The 20,520-nt window shown below is 74.1% G+C and carries 14 protein-coding genes; 5 read left to right on the plus strand and 9 right to left on the minus strand.

What is annotated here, in order from left to right:
• Window positions 1-3,511 precede the first annotated feature (3,511 nt).
• Entirely contained in the window at window positions 3,512-4,465 is a 954-nt protein-coding gene (locus ACZ3ZE_RS30640) for a bifunctional riboflavin kinase/FAD synthetase (RefSeq protein ID WP_361626218.1), read from the plus strand.
• Between the two features lie 266 nt (window positions 4,466-4,731).
• On the opposite strand, the gene ACZ3ZE_RS30645 is transcribed toward ACZ3ZE_RS30640, so the two are convergent.
• From ACZ3ZE_RS30645 to eccE, 8 genes are all read right to left on the minus strand, one after another.
• Window positions 4,732-5,748, minus strand: a complete 1,017-nt coding sequence (locus ACZ3ZE_RS30645) for an oligopeptide/dipeptide ABC transporter ATP-binding protein (protein ID WP_467261519.1) — start codon at window positions 5,746-5,748, stop codon at window positions 4,732-4,734.
• Window positions 5,749-5,768: 20 nt separating this feature from the next.
• The gene (locus ACZ3ZE_RS30650; protein WP_361177490.1) at window positions 5,769-6,734 is read right to left on the minus strand and encodes an ABC transporter ATP-binding protein; all 966 of its coding nucleotides are present in this window, start codon (window positions 6,732-6,734) and stop codon (window positions 5,769-5,771) included.
• A complete protein-coding gene (locus ACZ3ZE_RS30655; RefSeq protein ID WP_361177488.1) occupies window positions 6,731-7,615 on the minus strand; it encodes an ABC transporter permease in 885 nt (294 codons plus the stop codon). The genes ACZ3ZE_RS30650 and ACZ3ZE_RS30655 overlap by 4 nt, the downstream gene beginning before the upstream one ends.
• The gene (locus ACZ3ZE_RS30660; RefSeq protein ID WP_467261499.1) at window positions 7,612-8,676 is read right to left on the minus strand and encodes an ABC transporter permease; all 1,065 of its coding nucleotides are present in this window, start codon (window positions 8,674-8,676) and stop codon (window positions 7,612-7,614) included. The genes ACZ3ZE_RS30655 and ACZ3ZE_RS30660 overlap by 4 nt, the downstream gene beginning before the upstream one ends.
• Window positions 8,677-8,679: 3 nt before the next feature.
• A complete protein-coding gene (locus tag ACZ3ZE_RS30665; protein ID WP_361626224.1) occupies window positions 8,680-10,527 on the minus strand; it encodes an ABC transporter substrate-binding protein in 1,848 nt (615 codons plus the stop codon).
• Between the two features lie 206 nt (window positions 10,528-10,733).
• Complete coding sequence (locus ACZ3ZE_RS30670) at window positions 10,734-13,730, minus strand: SCO5717 family growth-regulating ATPase (protein WP_467261501.1); 2,997 nt, start codon at window positions 13,728-13,730, stop codon at window positions 10,734-10,736.
• Between the two features lie 236 nt (window positions 13,731-13,966).
• Window positions 13,967-14,791 (minus strand): hypothetical protein, encoded by an 825-nt coding sequence (locus ACZ3ZE_RS30675; protein WP_467261521.1) that lies wholly within the window; start codon window positions 14,789-14,791, stop codon window positions 13,967-13,969.
• 188 nt (window positions 14,792-14,979) lie between these two features.
• Window positions 14,980-16,305, minus strand: a complete 1,326-nt coding sequence (eccE, locus tag ACZ3ZE_RS30680) for a type VII secretion protein EccE (protein WP_467261503.1) — start codon at window positions 16,303-16,305, stop codon at window positions 14,980-14,982.
• A 191-nt stretch (window positions 16,306-16,496) separates the two neighbouring features.
• Between eccE and eccB the strand changes: the two genes are divergently transcribed.
• The 4 genes from eccB to ACZ3ZE_RS30700 all read left to right on the plus strand — a co-directional run bounded on the left by eccB (window position 16,497) and on the right by ACZ3ZE_RS30700 (window position 20,166).
• A complete protein-coding gene (eccB, locus tag ACZ3ZE_RS30685; RefSeq protein ID WP_467261505.1) occupies window positions 16,497-18,035 on the plus strand; it encodes a type VII secretion protein EccB in 1,539 nt (512 codons plus the stop codon).
• A 14-nt stretch (window positions 18,036-18,049) separates the two neighbouring features.
• A complete protein-coding gene (gene mycP, locus ACZ3ZE_RS30690; RefSeq protein ID WP_467261507.1) occupies window positions 18,050-19,309 on the plus strand; it encodes a type VII secretion-associated serine protease mycosin in 1,260 nt (419 codons plus the stop codon).
• Window positions 19,310-19,489: 180 nt separating this feature from the next.
• A complete protein-coding gene (locus tag ACZ3ZE_RS30695; protein ID WP_361177476.1) occupies window positions 19,490-19,828 on the plus strand; it encodes a WXG100 family type VII secretion target in 339 nt (112 codons plus the stop codon).
• A gap of 44 nt (window positions 19,829-19,872) precedes the next feature.
• Window positions 19,873-20,166, plus strand: coding sequence for a WXG100 family type VII secretion target (locus ACZ3ZE_RS30700; RefSeq protein ID WP_361177474.1), 294 nt, complete (start codon window positions 19,873-19,875; stop codon window positions 20,164-20,166).
• 71 nt (window positions 20,167-20,237) lie between these two features.
• Here the strand turns inward: ACZ3ZE_RS30700 and ACZ3ZE_RS30705 are convergent, their stop codons facing one another.
• Window positions 20,238-20,483: a DUF397 domain-containing protein gene (locus ACZ3ZE_RS30705; RefSeq protein ID WP_361177472.1), complete on the minus strand. Its 246-nt coding sequence runs from the start codon at window positions 20,481-20,483 to the stop codon at window positions 20,238-20,240.
• Between the last annotated feature and the right edge of the window lie 37 nt (window positions 20,484-20,520).

The following is a 20,520-nucleotide window of genomic DNA, read 5'->3' on the forward strand; positions in this document are numbered from 1 at the left end:
GGGGGGGGTGTGTTGCGCGGGGGGGGGCGGGTTATTCCCCTCGGGGGGGCGGCGGGGGCCGGGGGGGGCGGCCGTGGGGGGGGGGGGGGGGCCGCCCCCCCCCCGGGGGGGGGGGCCCCCCCGGGGGCCCCCCCCCACGATCCCCCTCCGCCGGGTCCCTGTCCCGCCGGTGATCGCGTACTCACCCTTTCGGGCGGGCGCTCGAAGCGAACGGGGGGAGTGCGCGGGGGCGCGTTCGGCCGGGAGCTTTTCCCCGTGATCACCGTCGACCTACCGTCGGACCATGGGGAGCGGGGACCTGACGGAACTGGTGCGGATCGAGGATCCGGCCGGGCGTCCGTGCGGCACCGGCTTCCTCGCCGACCACCAGGGCACGGTGCTCACCGGCCACGAGGTGGTCGAAGGCCGCACCGCCCTCCTGCTGCGCACCCCCGACGGGGGCGCCCTCCGGGTCGGCCCCGCCGACCTCACCCTGCTGCCCGACAGCGGACTCGCGCTCGTCCGCGCCGAAGGACTCACCGGCCGCCCGCTGCCCCTCGCCGCCCGCCACGGCATCGAGCCCGGCACGTACGTACGGATCCCCGCGCACGGCTGGCGCGAGGCACGGGTCCTCGGCGGCACCGCGGGCCCCGCCCTCGAACTGGCCATCGGCACCGAGGGCGCCGAAGCGCTGCACGCCGGCGGCCCGGCCGTCGGAGGCCCTGTCCTCGACCCCGCCACCGGAGCCGTCCTCGCCGTCCTCGGCACCGCCCTGCACGGCGACCGGCGCGCCGCGGGCCACGCCCTGCCGATCCCCTGCCCCCCACACTCGGCCCGGCCGACGCCCCCCTCGCCCCCCTCGCCGCTCTCCACGGCGCCCCCGGCCCCGCCGCTCCCACCCGCCGGGCCGCTCGCCGCCCTGCTGCTGCGCAACGCCGCCACCGTCCCCGCCTACGGCCGCGACCTCAACCTGGCCGGCGTCCTGGAGCTGACCGCCACCACCACCGGCACCCGCGAGGAACTCCCCGCGGGCCGCGTACGGGACGACGGCGAGGCCCTCGTGCTCGCCGTCGTCGGCGCGCCCGGCAGCGGCCGCAGCACCGCCCTCGCGGGCCTCGCCGCCCGGCGCGCCCGGGGCCCGGCCCCCGCGCCCACCGTCTGGCTGCGCGGCGCCGACCTGCGGTCCGACGACCGCTCCGTGGCCGAGGCGATCGGCCGGGCCCTGTACCGCGCCGGGCGGGTCGCCGCCGCCTCCGGCACCCCCGGCGACCCCGCGAGCGCCACCCCCGAACAGGCCGCCGCCCTCGCCCGCGCCGCCCACCGGCCGCTCCTGGTCCTGCTCGACGGCCCCGAGGAGATGCCGCCGCTGCTCGCCCACCGCCTCGCCGCCTGGACGGCCGCCACCGAGCAGTGGCTCGCCGCCCACGGGGCCCGGCTGGTGAATGCCTGCCGCCCGGAACACTGGGAGCAGGCCGGACCGCTGTACGTCACGGAGCCGAGGACCGTCGTCCTGGGCGGGCTCACCGAGGCAGCGGCGCGCGAGGCCCGGCGCCACCACGCCGTCCCCGACGACGGGATCGCCGAGGAGGACGCCCGGCACCCGCTGGCCCTGCGGCTCCTCGGCGAGATCCGCGCCGCCACCCGGGGCGAGGCCGCCGGCCGCCCCGGCCGGGACGAGATCTTCGCCGCCCACCTCGCCCTGATGTGCCTGCGGGTCGCGGTACGGATCGCCGCCGGCACCCGGCCCGTGGTGCGCGGGACGGGCGTGCGGCTCCTCGCCGCGCGGGTCAGCGGCCAGGTCCACGAGGCCGCCCGCCGCTGCCTCGGCCCCGGGCAGGGCGAGCTGGACCGGGAGTCCTTCGAGGAGCTCTTCCCCTGGCCCACCGGCTGGGCCTCCGCGGTCCTCACCGAGGCCCTGCTGGTCCCCGCGGGCGCCGGCTACCGCTTCGCCCACGAGGAGCTCGCCGACTGGCTCCAGGGCGCCCACCTGGACATCGACCGCGCCCTCCACTCCCTGGTCCACCAACCACCCCCACCCGCCGCCCTCCCGGTCCCCCGCCACCGCATCGGCCCCGTCCTCCAGGCCCTCCACCACCTCCACCACGACCAGGGCCCGGAGGCCCTGTCGACCCGACTCCTCACACTGGCGGACGCGCTCGCGGGCTTCGCCGACGGGGGAGGGGGCGGGGGAGCGGGCGGAGGCGTCGGGGCCCGGGGCCCTGCCTCGGCTCACGACCCTGCCCGCGTCCCGACCCCCGCCCCCGCCGAGCCCGTCGAAGGCGTCTGGTGGGCCTCGCGGCTGCTCGTCGGGGTGTTGGGTGGGATGCGGGACCTCAGGCCGTACCTGCCCGTTCTGCGGCGTCTCGCCGACCATCTCGGGGCGCGGCCCGGGGCCCAGGGGGTCTTCCCCGGGTTCGGGGCCCGATTCTGGGCGGGGCTGCGGTTGCCCGTCGGGGAGCGGGTGGATCTGCTGCGGCGGCTGGTGCCTGCGGACCCCGCGCCCGGGGCGGGTGCTCCGCCCCGGTTCCTCGACGCCGTCGCCGGGCTGCTCGCGGCCGACCCCAGGGGCGTGCAGCCGCTGTTGTGCCGCTGGTTCGGGGACGAGCGGCCGTTGGCCGCCGCGCCCGGGGCCAGTGTCGGCACGGCCGCGCAGGCGGTGCTGCACACCCACCGCGGGCTCGCCGTCGACGACCTGTGCGAGGCCCTGGTCGCCACCGCCCATCCGCTAGCCGAGGGACTGCTCGGCGCGCTCGCCGAGGACGAGCCGGCCGCGCTTTGCCGGGCCGTCGACCGCTGGGCCCACGACGACGGGCGTCCCGAACGGCGCACGGCCGCCGCGGCGTACGGGCGGCTCGTCGCCCCGCACGTGACGAGCGACGCCGAGCGGGCCACGCTGCGCTTCGCGGCCCTCGCGCTGCTCGCCCGGCCCGCCGACCGCGCCCTGCACGGGCCCGCGCTCGCCCTGCTCGTCCGCGACCCGGACTCCCGGGCCAGGCACCTGCCGCGCGCCCTCGCCGAGCCGGCCGTTCCCGTGGACGCGCTCGGCGCCGCGCTCGTCACCCATCCCGGACCCGTCCTCGCCGCCCTCCGTACCCGCCTGCACGGCCATGAACCCGCGGCGGTCCTGCGGCTGCTCGCCACCGTCCCCACCCCGCGCCTGGCGCGGGCCGCCGCCGAGCTCGTCGCCGAGTACGCCGAGCGGCACCCGGAGGGCGCCGGCCTGGTCGCCGCCTTCGTCGACAGCCGCCTCGAAGAGGGGCCGACGGCCCGCAGCGTGCTCCACCCCCTGGTCGTACGGCTGCTCGCGGGACCCCAGCCGGCGGTCCGCGACGCCCTCGCCCCCGTCCTCGCCGCACCCGGCACCGGCGCCTCCCGTTTCCTGCGCGCCGAACTCCGCGAGGTGCTGTGCGCCGTAACGAAGGTCACCTCACCCATGCCGATGCCGACGTGGCCGCATGCTCATGGCAGTCTTAGACCTGCGCCAACAGGCGTACACGCGGACTTGGGTACAGGCGGACGAGGAGCGGTCACAGTGCAGCGCTGGCGTGGCTTGGAGGACATCCCCCAGGACTGGGGGCGCAGCGTCGTCACCATCGGTTCCTACGACGGGGTGCACCGAGGGCACCAGCTGATCATCGGGCGTGCCGTGGCGCGCGCCCGCGAGCTCGGCATCCCCTCGGTCGTCGTCACCTTCGACCCGCACCCCTCCGAGGTGGTGCGCCCCGGCAGCCACCCGCCGCTGCTCGCCCCGCACCACCGGCGCGCCGAGCTGATGGCGGAGCTGGGAGTGGACGCGCTGCTGATCCTGCCGTTCACGTCCGAGTTCTCACAGCTGTCCCCGGCGGACTTCATCGTGAAGGTCCTGGTCGACAAGCTGCACGCCAAGCGCGTCATCGAGGGCCCGAACTTCCGCTTCGGCCACCGCGCCGCCGGGAACGTCGACGTCCTGGCCGAGCTGGGGACCACGTACGACTACGACGTCGAGGTCATCGACCTGCGCGTGACCGGCGCGGCGGGCGGCGGGGAGCCGTTCTCCTCGACGCTCACCCGACGCCTGGTCGCCGAGGGCGACATGACCGGCGCCGCCGAGATCCTGGGCCGCCCGCACCGCGTCGAGGGCATCGTCGTGCGCGGTGCCCAGCGCGGCCGCGAGCTGGGCTTCCCGACGGCCAACGTCGAGACCCTGCCGCACACCGCGATCCCCGCCGACGGCGTCTACGCGGGCTGGCTGACGGCCGCCGGCGAGCGGATGCCCGCCGCGATCTCGGTCGGCACGAACCCGCAGTTCGACGGTACGGAGCGGACCGTCGAGGCGTACGCGATCGACCGCGTGGGCCTGGACCTGTACGGCCTGCACGTGGCCGTCGACTTCCTGGCGTACGTGCGCGGCATGCTCAAGTTCGACACCCTCGACGACCTGCTCGCGGCGATGGCCGACGACGTCAAGCGCAGCCGCGAGCTCACCGGGGCGTACGACCGGGGCTGACTCCGGTCGCCCGGCGCTCCGGCAGGGCCGTCCGGCCGAACCGGGGCTCCGGGGCCACCGTGCGCGCAGGCCGAGGAGCGGGGTGTTCCCGGCCCCGGCCGGCCCCGACACGCCGCCGAGATGTGTGCCTGGGCCGCTGGACCGACGGGGAGCCGGCGCGCCAGCCGGACCTCGCCGTCCGCCGGATCGTCGGCCACGCGCCGCGCCCCGTGATCCCGGTCCGCTCCGTCGCCTGACCCGCGAGGCCCCCAGGCGGCCCGCCGCGCTCAGCCCCCCGCCGCCTCCCGGCCCGCCCAGTGGCAGGCCGCCGCCCGCTGTCCGCCGCCGCCGAGGAGCGGCAGGTCCTCGGTCCGGCAGCGGTCCGCGACCTCCGCGGCCCGGCCGGCGGCGAGCACCTGGCAGCGCACGTGGAAGCGGCAGCCGGGCGGGACGCGTGCGGGGTCCGGGGGCTCGCCGGTCAGCACCACCGGCTCGCCACCGGACTCCGGAAGCACCGACAACAGGGCCTGCGTGTACGGGTGTCGGGGATCCGTCAGGACGGACTCGACCGGGCCGGTCTCCACGATCCGGCCCAGGTACATCACCGCCACCCGGTCCGCGATGTTCCACGCGAGACCCAGGTCGTGGGTCACGACCAGCGCCGACAGGCCCAGCTCGTCGCGCAGCCGCAGCAGCAGTGCCAGGATCTCGCCGCGCACCGACGCGTCCAGTGAGGCGACCGGCTCGTCCGCGACGATCAGCTCGGGCTCCAGGACCAGCGCGCCCGCGATGACGACCCGCTGCCGCTGCCCGCCGGACAGCTCGTGCGGGTAGCGCAGCAGGAACCGCTCCGGTGGCCGCAGCCCCGCCCGGGACAGCGCCTCGCAGACCGCGGCCCGCTCGTCGCCCGCGTACCCGTGGATGCGCAGCCCCTCCGCCACCGCGTCGTAGACCGTGTGCCGCGGGTTCAGCGAGCCGCTCGGGTCCTGGAGCACCAGCTGGGCCCGCTTGCGGTACGCCTTGAGCGCCTTCCCCGAGTACGTGAGCGGCGTCCCCGCGAACGCCACCTGACCCCCGCTCGGCCGGACCAGGCCGAGCAGTGACCGGGCCAGCGTGGTCTTGCCGCACCCCGACTCGCCGACCAGGGCGACGATCTCGCCCGCGCCGATGTCGAGGTCCACCCCGTCCACCGCCCGCGCGGGCGGACCGCCCCGCCGCCCCGGGAAGACGACCCGCAGCCCGCGCGCCGACAGCAGCGGCTCCGGCTCCGGCCCCGGTGTGCCCGTACCCGTGTCCGTGCCCATGTCCGTGCCCGTGCCCGTGCTCAAGTGGTGCTCCCCACGTGTACGCAGGCCGCCCGGCGCCCCGCGCCCGCGTCCCGCAGCTCCTGGTCCCGCTCCGCGCAGAGGTCCACCGCCACCGGGCAGCGGGGGTGGAAGGTGCAGCCGCCCGGCAGCGCGGCCGGGTCCGGCGGGTCGCCCGGCAGGCCGCGCGGGGCCCGCCGGGAGGCCGGGTCGCCGATGCGCGGGAACGCCCCGGACAGCGCCCGCCCGTAGGGGTGCGCGGCGGCCTCGTACACGGCCTTCGCCGGGCCCTCCTCGACGACCCGCCCCGCGTACATCACCGCGAGCCGGTCGCAGGTGTCGGCGAGCACGGCCAGATCGTGGCTGATCATCAGCAGGCCGATGTCCTGCTCGGCGACCAGCTGCTCGATCAGGCGCAGGATCTGCGCCTGGATCATCACGTCGAGCGCGGTCGTCGGCTCGTCCGCCACGATCAGCCGCGGATCGCAGGCCAGCGCCATCGCGATCATCACGCGCTGCCGTTGCCCGCCGGACAGCTCGTGCGGATAGGCCGCCGCCCGCGCGGCCGGCAGTCCCACGTGCTCCAGGAGTTCCCCGGCCCGGCGGCGGGCCGCCGCCGGGGTGGACCGGCCGTGCACGAGCAGCGGTTCGGCGATCTGGTCCCCGATCCGCCGGACCGCGTTCAGCGAGTGCATGGCGCCCTGGAAGACGATCGAGGCGCCCGCCCAGCGCACCGCGCGCAGCCGCCCCCACTTCATGGTGAGGACGTCCTCGCCGTCGAGCAGGATCTCCCCGGTCATCCGCGCCGAGGCGGGGAGCAGTCGCAGCAGCGCGAGCGCCATCGTCGACTTCCCGCAGCCGGACTCGCCGGCCACCCCCAGTTTGGTGCCGGCGGGCAGGCTCAGGTCGACGCCGCGCACGGCGGGGACGGCCGCCGCCCCCGACCCGTAGGTCACGCTCAGGTTCCGTACCTCCAGAAGGGTCATCGACCCACCCCCAGCTTCGGGTTGAGCACGGCCTCCACGGCCCGCCCGCACAGCGTGAACGCGAGCGCGACCAGCGCGATGGCGATGCCGGGCGGGGCCAGGTACCACCAGTGGCCGGACGAGACGGCGCCCGCCTCCCGCGCGTCCTGGAGCATGCCGCCCCAGGAGACGACGGTGGGGTCGCCGAGCCCGAGGAAGGCCAGGGTCGCCTCGGTGAGGATGGCCGTCGAGATGCCGAGCGTGGTCTGCGCGAGCACCAGCGGCATGACGTTCGGCAGCACGTGCCGGGTCATGACGTGCCCGTGCCCGCCGCCGAGCGCGGTCGCCCGTTCGATGTACGGGCGGGACTCCACCGCGATCGTCTGCGCCCGCACCAGCCGGGCCGTCGTCGGCCAGCTGGTCACGCCGATCGCGAGGACCACCGTCCACATCGAGCGGGACATCACGGTCGCCAGGACGATCGCGAGGACCAGCGTCGGCATCACCAGGAACCAGTCGGTGATCCGCATGACGACGGTGGAGAACCAGCCGCCGTAGTGCCCGGCGATGATCCCGACGAGGGTGCCGATGGCGACGGACAGGGTCGCCGCGAGCAGCCCGACGAGCAGCGAGATCCGCGCGCCCCACACCAGCAGGCCGAGCAGCGAACGCCCGAACTGGTCGGTGCCGAGCGGGAACGCGGCGCTGGGCGGCTCCAGGGCCGTGCCCGGCGCGTCGGTCACCGACTGCACGTCGGCGCCGACGGTCAGCGGCGCGGTCAGCGCGAGCAGCGCGATCAGGGCGAGCCCCAGCAGGCCGTACAGGCCGGCCCGGTGGGCGCGGTAGGACTTCCAGAAGCGGGCGACGGTGCCGCGCCTGCGTTCCCAGGTCAGAGAGGTCATCGGCCCACCCGGGGGTCGAGCAGCGGATAGAGCAGGTCGGCGATCAGGTTCATCACGATCATCGCGCCGGCGAAGACCACGAACAGGCCCTGCACCAGCGGCAGGTCGGGCACGCTCAGGCCCTGGTAGAACAGCCCGCCGAGCCCCGGCCAGGAGAAGACCGTCTCCACCAGGATCGAACCGGCGACCACGTGCCCGAGGTTGATGAAGACCATCGTCACCGTCGGCAGCAGCGCGTTCGGTACGGCGTGCCGGCGCCGTACGGCGTCGTCGCGCAGCCCCTTCGCCCGGGCGGTGGTCAGGTAGTCGCCGCCCATCTCGTCGAGGAGCGAGGAGCGCATCACCAGGAGGGTCTGGGCGTAGCCCACGGCGACCAGCGTCAGCACCGGGAGCACCATGTGGTGGGCGACGTCGAGCGCGTACGCGAAGCCGGTCTCGCCGGTGCCCGACTCCATGCCGCCGGTCGGGAAGAGCCCCGGGATGGGGCCCATGCCCACCGAGAACACGATGATCAGCAGCAGTCCGAGCCAGAACGACGGCACCGACCACAGGGTCAGCGCCACCCCGGTGTTGAGCCGGTCGCCGAGGCTGCCGTGACGCCAGGCGGAGCGGGTGCCGAGCCACAGCCCGAGCGCCGAGTAGAGCACCACGGCCGTGCCGGTGAGCAGCAGGGTCGCGGGCAGCTTCTGGGCGATGAGCTCGCCGACCGGGGCGCGGAACTGGAAGGACGTGCCGAGGTCGCCGCTCAGTGCCTTGGCGCAGTAGTCGGTGAACTGCTGCCACACCGGCTGGTCGAGGCCGAACTGGTGGCGGAGCGTGGCCAGTTGCTCGGCCGAGGTCGGCAGTCCGTGGGTCATCGCCTTGACCGGGTCGCCGGGGATGATCCGGAAGAGGAAGAAACTGGTGACGAGCACGGCGAGGAGGGAGACGGCCGCGCCGGCCACCTTCCCCGCCGCGTGGCGCAGATACGCGAGAGCGGTGGCGGACCGTGGTGCGCCGCCCTCCGCGGCGCGGACCGGTTCGGTCCGTGCCACGGAGGCGGGAGTGCTTGCGCTCGTCACCGGCTACTCGCGGTCGTCGGAGGTGGAGCGGCGGCGCATGCCCAGGAAGATCCCGACGCCGAGGAGCACCACGACGGCGGCACCGATCCCGACGATCATCCCGGTGGAGGAGGAGCCGGACGTCTCGTCGGAGGCCTGGGCGGCGGGGACGGCCGACCACCAGCTCCAGTAGCCGTCCTGGCCCCAGAGGTTGCCGGCCGCCTCGGGCATCGTCGTGATGGAGCGGATCTGGTCGGTGCGGTACGCCTCCAGGGCGTTCGGGTACGCGATGACGTTCATGTACCCGGTGTCGTAGAGCCGCGCCTGCATCTGCTTGACCAGCGCGGACCGCTTGGCGGCGTCGTACTCGACGGCCTGCTGCGCGTACAGCGCGTCGAAGCGCGGGTCGCAGATGAAGTTGTCGGTGGCGCCGGAGTCCTTCGGGGTCGCGGGCAGCGCGCCACAGGTGTGGATCGACAGGACGTAGTCCGGGTCCGGGTTGACCGACCAGCCGTCGAAGGCGAGGTCGTAGTCGCCCTTGACCCACGGGTCGGAGACGCTGTCGAGGCACTCGACCTTCAGCCCGATGCCCAGCTTGCCCCACCACTCCTGGAGGTACTTGCCGATCGCCTTGTCGTTCGGGTCGGTGGCGTGGCACAGGATGCGGAAGTCGAGCGGCTTGCCGTCCTTGCCGACCCGCTTGCCGTCGCCGTTCTTCCGGTATCCGGCGGCGTCGAGGACCTGCTCGGCCCTGGCCGGATCGTACCCGCGCTTCTGCTCGGCGGAGGGCTGCCAGAAGTACGAGCCGAAGCGCGGCGGGATGTAGCCCTCGCCCTCGACGGCGTGCCCCTGGAAGACCTTGTCGACGAGGGTGGCGCGGTCCACGGCGAGGAAGAGCGCCTTGCGCACCTCCGGGTCGAGCAGCGCCTTGTGCCCGTTGCCGAAGGTCTTGCCGTCCTGGGCGCGGGCGCCCGGGTTGGTGGCCAGCGCGAAGAAGCGGCGGCCGGGGGCGTCGTTGACCTTGATGTCCTTCTGGGTCTTCAGCGCGGCGGCCTGGGCGGGCGTCAGGTTCGGTACGAAGGACACCTCGCCCTTCTGGAGGGCGGCGACGGCCGCGTCCCCGTCCTTGTAGTACTTGAAGACCAGCTCGTCGAACTTGGGCGCCCCGCGCCAGAAGTCCTTGTTGGGCTTCAGCTTGATGTACTGGTCGACCTTGTAGTCCGTGATGACGAACGGGCCGTTGCCGACGATCGGGAACTGCCGGTCGTTGTTGAACTTGGAGAAGTCGGAGACCTTCTCCCAGACGTGCTTGGGCACGATCGGCACGTCCAGCGCCGTCATCGTCGCCTGCGGCTGCTTCAGCTCGATGACGAGGGTCTGCGGGTCGGGTGCGCTGACGTTCTTGAAGTTGGCCGTGAAGCTGCCGTTGGCCGTCGCCGCGTTCGGGTCGGTCATCATCTTGCGGAAGGTCCACGCCGCGTCCTCTGCGGTCGCCTGCCGCCCGTCGGACCACTTCGAGTCCTTGCGGATCGTGTACGTCCAGGTGAGCTTGTCCGGCGAGGACTTCCACGCGGTCGCGAGGCCCGGGACGGTGTGCGCGTCCTTCGGGTCGTAGTTGGTCAGGTACTCGTAGGCCAGCCGGTGGATGCTGGTGGAGACCAGCTTCTGGGCGAGGAAGGGCGACAGGGAGTCGACGCTCTGCGAGACGGCGACGGTGAGCGTGGTGCCGGAGCCCGCCTTGCCGTCCTCGGCCCGCGCGGCCTGCGCCGACTGCGGGACGGCCACGAGCGAGGCGGCGGCGACACCGCCGGCGACGAGCAGGCGGAGAGCTCTGTAAGTGGGTGCCGGACGGGGTGGAGCCTTCGTGACCATGACCATGGGACGTGACCTCGCGTCGGGATGCGTGCGTCGTGGGAAGTGCCGTGGATCTTGGGCTGACGATGGATGAAGCGAAGGTGTATCAGCGGTGGTCTGCCGTCGTCAACGATGTCTCAAACCCCGTGTGGGCTGCGGGAATGCCAAGAGACCCCGTACCGGAACACCGGTACGGGGTCTCATTGGTCTACTCCTGTGACGCCTTACTGCTGAGGGGCTGGCGGAGCCTGCGGAGGCTGCTGCTGCGGCCAGTTGGGCGGCGGGACCTGCCCCTGCGGATCGGCCTGCGGCGGGAGCGGCTGCGCCGGCTGCTGCTGCCAGCCCTGCGGCACCGCGGGCTGACCGGGCTGCGCCCCGTACGCCTGTCCGGGTGCGGGCGGTGCTCCGTACGGCTGACCCGGCTGACCCGGCTGCGGGTAGGGCTGCGCCGGATACGGCTGGCCCGGCGCGGGCTGCCCCTGCTGCGGGTACGGCTGCTGCGGTGGGTACGGCTGACCGGGCATCGGCTGGCCCGGTGCGGGCTGACCGGGCATCTGGTGGCCCGGCATCGGCGGGGCCATGTGCGGGGGCAGCCCGCCCTGACCGTCGCCGGTCCACAGCCCCTGCACCTGCTGCGCCCGTACGAAGTCCTCGGCCACCATCGCCGAGAGGTGGAAGTACGCCTCGCGGGTCTTCGGCCGCATCATGTCGAGGTCGACCTCGGCGCCCGCCGCCAGGTGCTCGTCGAACGGCACCACGACCACCCCGCGGCAGCGCGTCTGGAAGTGCTGCACGATGTCCTCGACCTTGATCATCTTGCCGGTCTCGCGGACCCCCGAGATGACGGTGATCGAACGCTGCACCAGCTCCGCGTACCCGTGCGCGGAGAGCCAGTCGAGCGTCGTGGAGGCGCTGGAGGCGCCGTCCACGGACGGCGTGGAGATGATGATCAGCTGATCGGCCAGGTCGAGCACCCCGCGCATCGCGCTGTACAGCAGACCGGTGCCGGAGTCGGTCAGGATGATCGGGTACTGCTTGCCCAGGACGTCGATCGCCCGCCGGTAGTCCTCGTCGTTGAAGGTCGTCGAGACGGCCGGGTCCACGTCGTTGGCGAGGATCTCCAGACCGGACGGCGCCTGCGAGGTGAAGCGGCGGATGTCCATGTACGAGTTGAGGTACGGGATCGCCTGCACCAGGTCGCGGATGGTCGCCCCGGTCTCACGGCGCACCCGGCGCCCGAGCGTGCCGGCGTCCGGGTTGGCGTCGATCGCCAGGATCTTGTCCTGCCGCTCGGTGGCCAGGGTCGCGCCCAACGCGGTGGTCGTCGTGGTCTTGCCGACACCGCCCTTCAGCGAGATGACCGCGATCCGGTAGCAGGAGAGCACCGGCGTACGGATCAGCTCCAGCTTCCGCTGCCGCTCCGCCTCCTCCTTCTTGCCGCCCAGCTTGAACCGGGCCGAAGCGCCGGGATTGCGGCTGGACTTGGCCTTCTGCTTGTTGTTGCGCAGCAGCCGGTCGGAGGACAGCTCGACGGCCGCGTTGTACCCGAGCGGGGCACCCGGCACGGACCGCTCGCGCTGGTCGTGCGTCACGGCCGTGGGCCACGCGGCCCCGGTCCGGGGGTCGACCGGCCCGGCCGGCACGACGTAGTCGGGCGGCAGACTCCCCGGCTGCGGGGCCTGCGGCGGCACGGGCACGGGCGCGCCGTCCTGCGGCAGCGGCTGCGGCTGACCGGGGTGCGGGAAGCCGTAGCCGGCCTGCGGCGGCTGGGCCTGCCCGGGGAACGGCTGCGGCTGCGGCTGACCGGGCTGGGGGAAGCCGTAGCCGGCCTGCGGCGGCTGCGGGGCCTGCGGCGGGGCGGGCGGGCCGTCCTGCGGCTGCGGCTGGCCGGGGTGCGGGAAGCCGTAACCACCCTGCGGCGGCTGCGGCTGGCCGGGGAACGGCTGCGGCTGACCCGGCTGCGGGAAACCGTAACCACCCTGCGGCGGCTGCGGGACCTGCGGCGGTGCGGGCGCGGGGGCGGGCGGGCCGTCCTGGGGCTGCGCCTGCGGCTGGCCAGGGTGCGGGAAGCCGTAACCGCCCTGCGGCTGCTGGGCGTGCGGCTGCTCGGCGACCGGGGGCTGCGGGAACCCGTACCCGCCCTGCGGCGGCTGCGCGGGCGCCGGGACCGGCGGGGCGGGCCAGGAGGCGGCGGCGGGCATCGGCGCGGCGGGCGGCTGCTCGGCCGGGGCCGTCTGCGCGGGCCACTGCGGCGCGGGCGCGGGCGTCGCGGGCTGGAACGAGGGCGGCAGCGGCGGCAGCCCGGTGCTCTGAGGCGGTACGGGAGCCACGCCGGGCGCGGGCTGGGCGGGCGGCAGCCCGGGGCCGGGCACGAGGTCCTGCGGCTCGGCGGGCGCGACGGGCGCGGGCTCGGCGGGCGGCGGACCGACGGCGAGGCCTTCGGCGGGCGTGGCGTCCCGCGCGGGGGCGGGCTCGTCGGCGTCCTGGACCGGCGCCGCGACCTCGGCGACGGCGGGCTCCTGAGCCTCGGGCTCCGACGCGGTCTCGGCCTCGGCCTCGGGGGCCGTGTCCTCGGCCGCCGCGACGGGCGTCTCGTCGGCATCGCCCGGCGCCGCCTCGGCGTCCGTCGTGACGGCCTCGTCCGCGGTCTCGGCGACCGGCTCCGGGGTGTCCGTGTCCACCGCAGGCTCCGTCTCCGGCGTCCCGTTCGTGTCCAGGGCGGCGACGGGGGCGGCGACGGGCGCGGCGACCGGGGGCTCGGCCGGGGCCGGCTGGTCCGCGGCCTGGTCGCGCTCCGCCATCTCGCGCTTCAGCGCGGCGGGGGAGAAGCGCATCGTCGCCCCGCTCTCCACGTCGCCACCGCCGAAGGGCGCGGGCGCCACGGGAGCGACCGGCGCGGGAGCGGCCGGCGCCACGGGCGCGGGCATCGGAGCCGGGGCCGGGGCCGGGGCCGGAATCGGCGCGGCGGGCGGGGGCGTAGGCGTCCAGGTCGGCTCGTAGCCGCCGCTCGTCGGGAGTCCGGGTACCGCGACCGGCGCGCCGGTCGGCGGGGGAGGCGTGGGCGCGCCACCGGTCGAACCACCCGACGCGTTCTGGGTGTACCAGGCCGGAGGGGTGTAGTCGATGGTGAACTCACCCGTCATCTCGGCGGCGTCCGCGTCGGACTGATCGTCGACGGGCGGGTTCCAACCTCCGTTGATCTCGTCCCGGTCGCCGTTCACTTTGCCTCCTGGTGTGGTCGCGCACCCTTGTGCCGTCGTGGGCGGGCCCTTCCCACCCTAAACGCCAACCGTGCCCGTCGGGCAGGGCCGACGGCCCCCCGCCGCGCACCGCGCGGAACACGCCCGGGCCCCAAGTGACCCACGCGTACCGGAGCGTGAAACCCCCGGTGAATCAAACCCATATAAAAACGGACAGCTTGGGCTGTTTCGCCAGCCCGCCGGCCGTCGTCGGCCGCTCAGTCCATCCGTCGCGCGCTGCCCAACAATCCGGTCTCGGCGTCCGTCGCCTGCGTCATCACGAACTGGCGGTCGTTCGGCGTGCACCACAGGGTCACGCCGTCGGCGAGCGTCGACAGGGCCTCCGACTCGGAGCGCTGAAGACCCATGATGCGGCCGATCTGCGTGGCCTCGTCGGGGGAGACCCGCTGGACCCCGACCAGCGAGGACTTCTCCAGGAGCCGTGGGGCCACCGGGCTCAGATAGGGGAGCAGGGTCACGACGGACTGCCAGGGCCCGGACACGACCCGGCCGCGCGGCGGCCGCATGCCGCAGTCGCGGATGACGACCACGGGGCTGCCGGCCGAGGCGCCCTGGGGCGGGACCCGGCCCACGTCGTGCAGGGTGATGCAGGGCTGCCCGCCGCCCGCCGCCTGGGCGAGCGCCGTCCACGCCTGCGCGCGGCCGGTCTCGACGGCGATGCGCGCGCCGGTGGCCGCCGCGCGCAGCGCCAGCACCTGCGCGGTCCACAGACCGCCGATGAGCGTGACGTCGTACGGGCTCGGCCGGTTGATGCCGAGCACGGCGGGCCGGCCCTCGGCGTCCACGCCGACGACCAGGCCGTCGTCGCCCACCGGCAGGGCCAGCGCGCCGAGTTGGTCGAGGGGGACGGAGTGACGGTCCCGGCGCGGCCCGATCAGACCGAAGCCGAAGCGGGGCTTCGTGCCCCGGCCCGTACGCCGTCCGGCACCGCGCTCACCGCTGCCGCCGGCCCGCCGCGAAGGCGCCCCGGCCGGGCGCCCGCCGGACACCCCGGGCCCCGAGGCGCCGGGCACCCCCGGCACACCGCCGCCCGCGCCGCCCGCCAGGGGACCCTGGCCCGTCGGCTGTCCCACGCCCTGCCCCATCCCCATGGCCTGACCTCCGACCTGCCCCATGGGCTGTCCCACGGCCTGCCCCATCGACTGTCCGACCATCTGCCCAGGCTGCCCCGTCGCCCGGCCCCCCGCCGGTCCGTTCGCCGGAGTCGACATCAGCGCGCACCCCCCAGCGGCAGCGTCGCCAGCATGCCCGGGACCTGTTCGCGGTCGAGCCGCACCAGTCCCGTCTTCACGCCGCGCGCCGCGCGCTCCAGTTCGTGCCGGGCGGTCACCAGCTCCTCGTCGCTGCGCCCGGTGATCCGTACGTGTCCGGTGACCGTCACTTCCTGACGGTCACCGCCGCTCAATGTCAGGCTGAACGTCGTCGCCAGCGCGGGCAGCGAGGTCAGCAGCGCCACCAGCTGGGGCATCGAGGCTCCCGCACCGCCCGCGCCGCCCAACTGGGGCCAGCGCCCCACCCAGTACGTCGTGTGCCGCCGGTCGTCCACGCGCCAGGTCCGCGCCGTCTCCTGGGTCCTGCGTGCCCGCGCCTGTCCGCGGCCCGCCTGCGCTATCGCCATCGGGCTGGCGCAGGTCGAGGTGGCGAGCGCGGCGGTGAGTTCCTGCTCGGTGAGGACGGTGGCCCGGAACCCGGCACCGGCCAGCCGGCTCGCCAGCTGGTCCGCCGCCCGCACGAGGCACTTCTGCGCGCCCTCGACGCCGCCGCCGCGCGCCTCCACGGCCTCCGGGCACAGCTCCGGGTCCAGCTTGAGCGCGATCCAGGTGATGCGGAGCGCGGGCGAACCCGTCTGTGCCTGCAGCGGCGCGTAGTTGCGGGTGGCCATCGCCTGCGCGGGCAGGTGCGGCGCGGGCGCCGGCTGGGTGTGCTGCACGATCTGCGCGGACTCCAGCCGGATGCCGTCCACCGACAGCACGTCGCGGACGAGTCCGACCGGCAGCGGCCGCGCCGAGCGGTCCGGGCGCAGCGCGGTGGCCTCGGACTCGACCCGCACCACCGCCGTGAGGAAGGTGCCGTCGCCGATCATCCCGACCGGACGCCGGTCGCGGTCGCTGTACGCGTAGGTCCGCAGCGCCGGGTCGCACTCGACGACCGGGGCGAGCCCCGGCTCGGTGCCCTCGGGCACGGTCAGGGAACCGGCCCGGCGGGTCCGGGCGCGCAGCGCGAGGAAGGTGGCGAGCCACTCCGGCAGCGAACGCCGGTGCCTGCGCACCACCGCGAGCAGCACGAGCAGCGCCGCGACCACGCCGGCGGGGACCAGCATCAGCTTGTCGACGACGGCGGCCACGAGCAGCAGCGCCGCCGCGACCTCGATCAGTACGAGCTGTTGCAATCGGAACGCACCGAAGTGTCCCGGGCGCGCCTGGAGGCGCGGTGCGACCGAGGACGGAACGGACGAACCGGGCCCCGGAGAAGGGGAGACGGAGGGCGTGGAAGAGGACGCGGCGGCAGAAGGCCGCGCCCGCGTCGCGGAAGCCATGATGGAGAATCCCCCTCAATTCATCCCGATCGCCCTGGCCGGCCAGGCCATTGGCGGCTGGATCACCCTACCCGCCCCACGAGCACGGGCGGACAGCAGGCATAGTAGGGGGCCGGTCCGACGGCCGGGGCCCGGGCGCCATGATCCCCGGACTCCCGAGCGGAGACTGCGTCTGACGAAAATGGGGACTCATGGCATCACGGCGGGACGAGCTCAACGCGTACACCTTTGCGAAGAAGCGCACGGTCGCGGCATTCCTCCAACCCTCTCCCTCGGGTACGGAGGAGGGGGCGCCCAGGCCGCTGCGCGCGGTCGTCCCCGGCCTGATCATCGGCGCCCTGGTGCTCGCCGGATTCGGTGCCTGGGGCATGTTCAAGCCCACGGCGCCCAAGGGCTGGGACAAGCCCGGCACCAAGGTGATCGTCGGCAAGCAGTCGACCACCCGTTACGTGGTGCTCACCACCGGCAAGGGCAAGGACCGCAAGACCCTGCTCCACCCGGTGCTCAACCTGGCCTCCGCCCGACTGCTCCTCAACCCGGACGACTTCCAGGTCATCCAGGTCGACGACAAGGAGCTCGACAAGGGCAAGCCGCCGCGCGGCCCGATCCTCGGCATCCCGTACGCCCCGGACCGCCTGCCCGCCGCCGGCGACGCGGGCACCGCCAAGCGCTGGGCCGTGTGCGAGCAGCCCGGCGGCGGCAACGGCGGCGGCGTGCAGAAGGCCACCTTCCTCTTCGCCCAGCGGGATCTCGGGCGCACGGACAACAGCAGCAAGCTGGGCCCCGGTGAGGTCCTGTACGTGAAGGGGCAGAAGGAGAGCGCCCAGTACCTCGTCGACCACACCGGCACCAAGTACCGGGTCAACGAGGAGGCGCCGAACCTCACCACCGCCCTCTTCGGCGTCAACCGGCAGCCCCAGCAGGTGACCGACGACTGGCTGGCCACCCTGAAGACCGGCACCCCGGTCGACTTCCCGAAGATCCCCGGCACGATCGGCTCCGACGCCGGTGTCAACGGCGGTCTCACCCAGGCGCAGGACCAGGTCGGCATGGTGCTGCTCGCCAACACCGGCTCCGGCCCCCAGCACTACCTCGTGCTCCAGGGCAGGGTGCAGCCGGTCAGCGCCTTCACCGCCTGGCTGCTCATCAACTCCCCGCAGACCGCGGAACTCGGCATGAAGGCGCCGAGCGGCGTCAGCCTGGGCCAGCTCAGCCCCGACGCCACCCCGTTCGCCGCCGACCGTCGCTGGCCCGAGCGGCAGCCCAAGCAGGTCAACTCCGTCGGCGGCCCGGGCGCCCGCGACACGATCTGCTCGGTGCTGCAGAGCGTCGGCGACAAGGGCCGGACGACCCTGACGACGTGGGCGGGCACCAAGTACCCCGCCGACATCACCGCCGGCGGCACCAGCACGTACGTCACCCCCGGCACCGGGCTGCTCTACACCCAGATCCAGGGCCGGCAGTCCGCGCCCGGGGGCTCGCTCTTCCTCGTCACCGACACCGGGCTGCGCTACGCGGTGCAGGCCAACGGCGACAGCGACAAGGGCCGTTCCGAGATCGGCGCGGGGGAGCAGCGGCAGACCGACGGACGCCCGGAACCCTCCGACGCGCAGAAGCGTCTGGGCTACGAGAAGGTCACTCCGGTGCCCGTCCCGATGGAGTGGTCGGAGTTCCTGTCCAAGGGCCCGCGCCTCGACACCAACAGCGCGCGCCAGCCGCAGGGTTCGTGAGGGAGGTGGAGCGGATGACGACGTACCGTACGGGGGCGCTGCTCGCCGCGACGGCCCTCGCCGGGCTGCTCGCGGTCCCGCCCGCCGCGTACGCCGAGGGCATCCAGCGGCCGGCCGGTCTGGACGGCAGCGGCGAGTGCACGTTCCCCATGAAGAAGCAGATCGAGGGCATCCCCTGGTCGCTCCAGCGGGTGCTGCTCGACGAGCTGTGGCAGGGCAACAAGGGCAAGGGCGTCCGGGTCGCCGTCATCGACACCGGCGTCGACGACGTCAACCCGCAGCTGAAGGGCGCGGTGGACGCCAAGGCGGGCAAGGACTACCTGAAGCCCGACAAGGAGAACCCGGGCCCCGGCGACGACCAGCGCGGCAAGACCGACGGCACCGTGGACGAGGTCGGCCACGGCACCAAGGTCGCCGGGATCATCGCCGCCCGCCCGGGCAAGGGCACCGGCTTCGTCGGCCTGGCCCCCGAGGCGACGATCATCCCGATCCGGCAGAACGACGAGAAGAACAGCGGCAAGTCCGACACGATGGCCCAGGCGATCGACTACGCGGTCCTCAAGGGCGCGCACGTCATCAACATCTCCCAGGACACCACCCAGCCGCTCGGACCGGACTCCGCCATGGCCAAGGCCGTGGCGCGGGCGCTCGCCGCGAATGTGGTCGTCGTCGCCTCCGCGGGCAACGACGGCGTCGACGGCAAAGACAAGAACACCTACCCCGCGGCCTTCCCCGGGGTCCTCGCCGTCGCCTCCTCGGACCGCGACAACGAACGCGCCGCGTTCTCCCAGTCCGGCCCCTTCGTCGGAGTCGCCGCACCCGGCGTCGACATCGTCTCGACCGTCCCGGGCGGCGGCCAGTGCGTCGACAACGGGACCAGTTTCTCCGCCCCGTACGTGTCCGGCGTCGCCGCCCTGCTGCGGGCCAAGCACAAGGACTGGACCGCGGCGCAGATCGTGACCAGGATCGAGCAGACCGCCGTCCGCTCGATCAACGGGCGTGACAGGCACGTGGGTTGGGGCGTCGTCGATCCGGTGCGGGCACTCGCCGACGGAGCCGACGACACCACCCCGCCGAGCAGCCCGACGCCGGACCCGGGACCGCCGAAGCCACCGGCGCCCGAACCGGCCCACATGGCGCTGTCGGAGACTCCCCAGGAGCGCTCCGAACGGCTCGCCACCTATGCGTTGGGGATCGGCGCGGTGCTGGTGGCCGTGGTCACCGGCACCGCCGCCGTGATCCGCGACAGCCGTCGCCGGAGACCGGTCCGGTGAGCCAAGTATCCGGTGGGTACTTTGCAGTTGGAACTACCGTCCCCAATGGCTAGAGTGACGGTCGGGGGCACGGTAGTGCGATCCCAGCACGGGGGCGGCATCAAGAGATACCCGTCCGTATCGCGATCGGGAGGCCCGGCGGCCTGACCGCCGCTCGCCACCGTAGGAAGAAGGGGCAAGATGTCGAAAGACCTGAACGTAACCAGTGCCGAACAAGTCAAGCTGGCCGGCCGGATCCAGGACTTCCACGACGAGCTCCAGGCTCGCATCACCTCCCTCAACGGCGTGGTGGACCGCATCCAGGCGGGCTGGCAGGGCGCTGCGAGCAAGGAGTACGACCGGGTCCAGAACGACCTGAACCTGCGTCTGCGCAACATGCGCGTGGAGCTCGTGAAGCTGGAAGAGGTCATGCGCATGAGCGCCGACGGCTTCACGCAGGAGGAGGAGGACCGCATCCGGTCCTTCCGCAAGATGGACGACACCTCGGCCGGCCAGAGCGCCATCCTCGGCATGGCCTGAGCCTCGCCCTCCTCCCGCGTCCCAACACTCCAGGAGCCACGAAGATGACTACTGCGGTCAATTACGACACCGTGACCCAGGCGGCGGGCGACGTCCGTCTGACCTCCAGCCAGCTCAGCCAGAAGCTGGAAGACCTCATGACCGAGGTCAACCGCGTCGCCTCCAACTGGGAAGGTGAGGCGAAGATCGCGTACCGCGAGAGCCAGGACCGCCTGACCAAGGACATGGCGGCCATGAACCAGGACCTGGCGCGCATCGCCCAGCTCCTCGACGAGTCGGTCGTCGGCTACCGGGACACCGACAAGGGCAACGCGGCCCGCTTCCGCATGATGATGTGATCCCGCGTCACTGACGCCTGAGGGGGTGGCCCGTTCTCACGGGCCACCCCCTCACGCGTGTACGGCTCCCGCTACTTCAGGTCGAACTCGCCGTCCCGCGCGCCGAGCACGAACGCGTCCCACTCGGCCTTCGTGTACCGCAGCACGGTCTCCTTGTCGAGCGAGGACCGCATCGCCACCCCGCCACCCGGCAGATACGCGATCTCCACCCGCTCCTCGTCCGGACTGGTCCCCGGCGCCCCCTGCCACTCGACACCGGAGATGTCGAGGGCGTAGAGCTCTTCCTTCACGCGTTCCCTGTCCTGGGCGTCAGCCATCGGCGCGTTCCTTATCTGTGCTGAATCTGTGCTGGTC

This window comes from Streptomyces sp. NPDC023157 (genome assembly GCF_055560575.1).